Source organism: Acinetobacter sp. CY05 (assembly GCF_059515805.1).
On sequence record NZ_JCAKMW010000046.1, the window covers coordinates 1 to 6,259 of the forward strand.

A 6,259-nucleotide genomic window follows, 5' to 3' on the forward strand; every position below is an offset into this window, starting at 1 on the left:
TAGATCTCTTTCATAAATCAAAAAATGATCTACTTTTTGCTTCTTATTTGTACCGAAGAATTTCGAATATTCATGCATAATTTACGAATGAAATACATCGACTCAAAGAAGCTTTCTGAAACACAGTTTAAGCGATATACAGGCATCTCATGGTCAACCTTTTATGTAATGGTTGAGCAATTGCAGAAACATGTTCCAGAGAAAGGTAGACCTCCGAAATTGCGTATAGAGGATCAAATTCTTCTGTGCTTAAGTTATTGGCGTGAATATCGAACTTTGTTCCATGTCGCAACAAGTTATGGCGTGTCAGAGCCTACTGCTTCAAGAATCGTCCGCCAGGTAGAGGACTGCCTCATCAAGTCCAATCTATTTAATTTACCTAAGAGTTTGCCTGAAGGCAAAGGGATCGACTGGAATGTGGTGGTCGTAGATGCCACAGAAATCCCAATACAAAGACCTAAAAAAACAGAAGAAAAGCTATAGTGGCAAGAAGAAAGCACATACTTTCAAAGTTCAGGCCATTATCCATTATAGAACTCAGCAAGTTCTGAGTTTATGTACGAATCGTGGTGCTGTACATGATTTCGAACTCTTCAAACGCAACTTGAATCAGATTCCTGCAGGTGCCTTTATCCTTGCAGATAAAGGTTATCAAGGGATCTATACAGTATATCCAAATAGCTTATTGCCATTAAAAGCAAAAAAGCGCTGCAAACTAGATCTGGAGCTAAAATTTTACAATCAAGAAATTAATAAAAGAAGAATTGGGATTGAGCATGTATTTGGCCGTTTGAAAACCTTCAAAATCCTTGCCGAGCGTTATCGAAACCGAGGAAAAAGACTCGGATTAAGATTTAATTTGATCGCGGGCATCTACAATTTGGAGCTGAGTAAAAAATAACTTATGAAAGAAGTCTAATGCTTTTGACATTTTTCTAATTCGTAGGCTTCGATCACTTGCTGTGGTAGTTTCGGATTTAAAATAAGATATCCCTCTTTATTAAAAGAGATATAACCTCTGTCAAATAACTGATCGATATGTGGTGCTAACAATAAACCATTATTACCATCTAATCGCTCTATATTATTACTCTTTACCCAAGGTTTGATATGACTCGCAATTAAGAAATTTTTATCTTTTAAGCCAGTAATCACACATTGAGATAAAACCTCTGCAACATTTCTTTTGAATTTTCCTTGACCACGTCGTGAGTCAACCAATGCTCTTTTTGTCGTCTCATCCAAACTTGAATTTTGAATTTTTTCTTCTTCAGTTCTTTCAAGCATATCAAGGAAGGGATCGCTATCAATAAAGTTTACACGAACTTCAAGTAAGTTGATTTGAATTAACTTTTCAATCTGCTCAGCAAGTTCTTTACTTACTTTTGTAAGATAGAATTCTTTTCCATTACCATTATCAGCATGTAAGGGGGCATCTTCCACATTGAGATAAGATCTTAAAGAGTTGATATGATCCTTCAAGCGAATACGCTTTTCTTTTTGAATTTCAAAAAATTTGACTGGAATACACCAACCGTCTTGTTCCCAAAGCTCACCAGTTTCTCCAAATTCTTGAGGTTGTTTACTTTCGTAATAGTAATCTTGCACTACGCCTACTGCATGAATCCTTGTTTTGACAAAGGAAAATACAATATCACCTGGAGATAAATCTTTAATATATTCATAATAGCGATTCGTCCTTTGTGCTTTAGTTTTTGTAGGACACCATAAATAGCCCCCTAATATTTCTTGTTTAAATGTCTTATTCTGATTTACCCACCAAAATTTCATTCTTAGCTAACCCTATAATTATTCAAAAGTCTGTTATTACAATCTACAGAAAATCTAATTACATATATAGAATTTCAATTCATTTTTTTGGCACAAACTCTGCATAATAAAGATTAAAAAACACCAAAGTTTTAAGGAGAAAAAAGGTCTATAAATTCATCTCACTGCAACAATCCTAAACCACAATTTATTTGGGTTAACCCAGCATACAAAAACAAATGTTATAGGAGCTGCAATGAACACCAGCACAAACTATGCAAAACAAATAAAAAATGCCAAACGTGGCGGCTATACCCCAACCATTGCCAAAGACGTAAATAAACATAAAGTACAAAAAGCACTACGCCTCATCGAACAATGGAGAAAACTGGCCAATGAACTTAAACCACAAATGCAAATTGACATGGCGTTAACCCTCGAAGAATGTGCCCACGATCTAGACCAAATCTTGCGTAAAAAGTCTTTTTAATGGCTAAAACATCAACAAAAATCAGCTTAAATAACCTTTAAGCTGATTTTTTTTATTAATTTGATTTAGTTGTTTATTTTTTGGCTTGCACAGTTTTAAAAACTCTCTATAATGCGATTCCAAGATGCCGGCATAGCTCAGTTGGTAGAGCAACTGACTTGTAATCAGTAGGTCCACAGTTCGAATCCGTGTGCCGGCACCATCTTATACTCAGCCTCGCTTTTTAGTGAGGCTTTGTTGTTTCTAAGGCTTTAAAAAGCTGCCACTGCCACATAGCGCACTAAACCGTCTTGCCATAATTTTTGGCATAGCTTAGCGGTCATCTTAATTTTAAAACCATCTAAACCAGTCAAAACTAGATCTTCTTGTGCCACAAATTTAGCAAAACCAGCTAATACCTGTGTGCTTAAATCACGAATTTGTACCTGCTGAAAATGATGCCGCATGATGGTGCTGTGAAGTTTATTTTGAGTCATTAAATCTTTTAAATTTACATCTGCGCTTTTAAGTAAATACGCATATTTGCGTTGTTGCCACGCGGTTAACTTAAAAAAATCATCACTTAGCATTAAAGTATGAAAAGCAAGACGCGCTTTGGGTTGCATGACTTGAGTGACTGAGTTTAAAAATGAATTTAAATTGACGTGATAAGCCGCATCTATACATAGCACTGCGCTAAATTTCTGGCTAAAACTATTTGAGTTTAAATTTAAAAATGAATCAAAGAGAATTGAATTTAAAAATGGGGTATGGATTTTAATCTGCTGCACATGCTGAGCTTGTAGCTCCACTGCGCTAATATATTGAATTTTATAATAATAATGCCAAAGATTTAGGCTTGCACCTTGTCCACAGGCTAAATCGAGTAGAATGTCATTTGAATTTAAATCGATTGATTGGGCTAAATCTACGGCCAAAGCCTGACAAGCAGTACGATAGCTATCGCCTGCTTGCCAAAGGCCTAAATTACTCCAAGCTAACGCATTTTTATCACCTAATATTGCGCTATTAATCGCATATTTATGTTGTAACAGTTGTGCGTGCAGAGCTTGGAACATGCTTTAGTAGCCGAGTTGTGGAGCAACCTCAACTTTAGGCTTTAAGCCCACAAACGGCAATGGTGCACCAAAGATTTCTGCAATATGCATTGCAGAAGTCACAGCAGATTCTAGAATTGGTAAACCATCGCATGACCATGAACCGCAATAGAACACTTTACGTTGTGTATCGCGATGACGGGCTTGAATTTGCTTGTTTAACGCAACTGTGTCCGAGTCCACCACAGCACGGGTTAAGGTCACACGCGAGATGATTTTCTTCGGATCAATGTCTGTGACTGGTCGCCAAGTTTGGAATACTGGATTTTTACCCACTAAACTTGGTTCTACCGCATTGAGCCATACAGTAAATTGTTGACGGGTAAATTTACGATCCATCATATAACTCAGTACTGCCCAATCTTTACGTTTAGGTGGCATGACCGTGTTATCGGTATGAATGACTAAATCGCCTTGTTCAAATTTAAATTTCTTAAGTAGTTCAATGTCATCTTTAAATTGTTCATTGTCTAAGAAATCTTCAATTTTTGTGGTTGGGGTTGCCACCACCACACGGTCAAAGTATTCAAGCTCACCATCGGCATTTTTCACCACCACTTGTTCGCCCTGCTCGGATACATAAGTAATTGGTGAACCGCTCTTAATGTTCACACCTTCAATCAGCTTGTTAACAAGCGCAGGTGTACCACCTTGAATACGCAGTAACGCATCGCCGTCGGTCAATTGACGTAAGAAAGTCAATAATGGTTTTGCTGGCCAATCCCCAATGGTTTTTGGATTACAGGTACAAATGGTATATAGCACTGGCATGACTGCACCGTGCCAAAACACTTCTTCAATATCATGCTGATTAATAAATTCAGCTAAAGTGATGTCTTGGTTGTCTGACTTAAAGAACTGTGCCAAAGCAGTTTTTAACTGCAACATACCTTTAACTAAACGCCAACCGTATTGCTGAATGCCTTTACGGTTGTTAATAATGGGGAAATTACCAATTTTAGTACGGGTCGTTGTCAGCCATGTTTCGGTACGATCTTCAAATAACCAGCTACATGCCATATAGGTCCGTACTGGGAAAGTGCTAATGCCTAAATAGGTTGCCAGACTTAAGGTATTTTTCCATAAGTAAGGATTCATCACACGTAAAGGCGCATCAATTAAGCCACCTTCAAATTCGGTACTATGGCTATCCATACCGCGACCAGGCAATGCTTCAAAAATTGTTATGTTATGTCCTGCATCTTTAAGAATTCTTGCGGTAGCCAGGCCAGCCATGCCACTACCAATAATTGCAATATCCAAATTATTATCCGTCCGTCAAAAAACACATTTCAAAATTATGAACCAAGCTTTAGCAAAACTGGCTATTAAAAAATGCCATATTCAATATTTTTGTGAATGACTGGCTAAGACATCATTCAAATGATTTTTAACAGGTCATCTCAGCCTCTACAGTACGCCGTTGCTTGCTGAAAAAGCAGCGCCTTTGTGTATATATAAAAAACAATCAGCGTAAAAAGGCAGTAAAATCAGACAATAAAATTTACAAAACCATGAAAGGTGGTTATGATGCACTGTAGTTAAAATGATGATCTAATTCACAGAATTTAATAATAATAGTTATTTTTTTACACGTTTACAGCGTAACAATAGGCCCCGCTTTACCGCGGGGTCTATTCTTTTTTTCAGGCAAAAACTTAACTGCTTTTTTCAGCGACTTTAAGTTGCGCGAATTGACCGGCATTAAAATCTGCAAAGGCTTGAATAATTTCTTGCTCAGTATTCATCACAAATGGCCCATATCCTTGAATCGGTTCATGGAGTGGTTCACCGGTTAATACCACAAAACGCGCATCGCTATTGGCAATCAATTCAATCTTCGTATCTGCATCACGGGCAAACATCACCACTGAACTGTCTTGTACGTGCTGAGTCTGATTAATCAGCAATTCACCTGAAAGTAATAACAAGAGCGTAGTCTGTTCAGGCGGTACGTTTAAGGTGTAACTCGCATCTTGTTTCAACGCACCATCCCATACATTCACTGGGCTAAAGGTACTGGCTGGGCCATGTTGCTGTGCATAGTGCCCTGCAATAATACGTAAATGCCCAGTTTGATTGGCAAACTGAATCACTGGAATCTGCTCAGCTTTCAAGGCTTGATACTGTGCTGGGGTCATTTTGTCCTTAGCAGGTAAATTAATCCAAAGCTGTACCATTTCAAAGATACCACCTTGCTTGGCAAATTCAGGACTATGAAATTCTTCATGCATCACACCTGCACCCGCGGTCATCCATTGTACATCACCTGCATGAATCGTCCCGCCACCGCCACTGGAGTCTTGATGACTGACTTCACCTTGATAAGCCAAAGTGACCGTTTCAAAACCACGATGCGGATGTGAACCTACACCACGCTGTTTTTGGGTTGGAATAAAGCTATGCGGTGCAGCATAATCCAGTAATAAAAATGGGCTAATCGCTTGACCTAAACGATCATAGGAAAACAGGCTTTTGACCAAAAAGCCATCACCTACCCAATGGGTCTGTTGATTACGATATACCCCGATGACTTTTTTCATGCCCTACTCCCAATCTATTGATGCACTTATCTTAAGCCTGTACTTCAAGCTGCACTAGAGCACTTGTTAGGAAGCACTGTCATATTTTTAATACAATAGACCTCTTGCGAAAGTGGTTATTGCAAGTTTATTCGGTTTACCAGTGCAGCAATTAAGTTAATGCGTAAACCGAATCTTTTCCGTCTATTTCGATAGCGTTCACTTAATATTCTAAATGTTTTCAATTGACTATTGATGTGTTCGATCACAACTCGTATTTTTCCAATCAGTTTATTGTACTTTTTCTCAACACTAAATAACGGGAAATTCTTCTTTTTCTTTATGGGCATCAATAATTTAAAGCCATGTTGCTCTAATCC

Annotated in this window: 8 protein-coding genes and 1 tRNA gene; 4 read left to right on the forward strand and 5 right to left on the reverse strand. The window is 38.0% G+C overall.

Annotated features, from left to right (window positions below; genetic code table 11):
* Positions 1-72 precede the first annotated feature (72 nt).
* Both AC5YCD_RS15515 and AC5YCD_RS15520 read left to right on the forward strand, forming a co-directional pair.
* Positions 73-483, forward strand: a complete 411-nt coding sequence (locus AC5YCD_RS15515; RefSeq protein ID WP_496129999.1) for a transposase family protein — start codon at positions 73-75, stop codon at positions 481-483.
* Positions 431-901, forward strand: a complete 471-nt coding sequence (locus AC5YCD_RS15520) for a transposase family protein (RefSeq protein WP_496130000.1) — start codon at positions 431-433, stop codon at positions 899-901. The genes AC5YCD_RS15515 and AC5YCD_RS15520 overlap by 53 nt, the downstream gene beginning before the upstream one ends.
* A gap of 14 nt (positions 902-915) precedes the next feature.
* Here AC5YCD_RS15520 and AC5YCD_RS15525 read toward each other — a convergent pair whose 3' ends face one another.
* Positions 916-1,791, reverse strand: coding sequence for an HNH endonuclease (locus AC5YCD_RS15525; protein ID WP_496130861.1), 876 nt, complete (start codon positions 1,789-1,791; stop codon positions 916-918).
* Between the two features lie 235 nt (positions 1,792-2,026).
* Between AC5YCD_RS15525 and AC5YCD_RS15530 the strand changes: the two genes are divergently transcribed.
* Both AC5YCD_RS15530 and AC5YCD_RS15535 read left to right on the forward strand, forming a co-directional pair.
* Positions 2,027-2,260, forward strand: a complete 234-nt coding sequence (locus tag AC5YCD_RS15530) for a hypothetical protein (RefSeq protein WP_496130862.1) — start codon at positions 2,027-2,029, stop codon at positions 2,258-2,260.
* A 126-nt stretch (positions 2,261-2,386) separates the two neighbouring features.
* Positions 2,387-2,462, forward strand: a tRNA-Thr gene (locus AC5YCD_RS15535).
* Positions 2,463-2,511: 49 nt separating this feature from the next.
* On the opposite strand, the gene AC5YCD_RS15540 is transcribed toward AC5YCD_RS15535, so the two are convergent.
* The 4 genes from AC5YCD_RS15540 to AC5YCD_RS15555 all read right to left on the reverse strand — a co-directional run.
* A complete protein-coding gene (locus AC5YCD_RS15540) occupies positions 2,512-3,318 on the reverse strand; it encodes a class I SAM-dependent methyltransferase (protein WP_496130863.1) in 807 nt (268 codons plus the stop codon).
* 3 nt (positions 3,319-3,321) lie between these two features.
* The gene (locus AC5YCD_RS15545) at positions 3,322-4,620 is read right to left on the reverse strand and encodes an FAD-dependent oxidoreductase (RefSeq protein WP_496130864.1); all 1,299 of its coding nucleotides are present in this window, start codon (positions 4,618-4,620) and stop codon (positions 3,322-3,324) included.
* A 395-nt stretch (positions 4,621-5,015) separates the two neighbouring features.
* Positions 5,016-5,900, reverse strand: coding sequence for a pirin family protein (locus AC5YCD_RS15550; protein WP_496130865.1), 885 nt, complete (start codon positions 5,898-5,900; stop codon positions 5,016-5,018).
* Positions 5,901-6,016: 116 nt separating this feature from the next.
* The coding region (locus tag AC5YCD_RS15555) for a transposase family protein (protein ID WP_496130866.1) at positions 6,017-6,259 on the reverse strand (243 nt) is incomplete at its 5' end.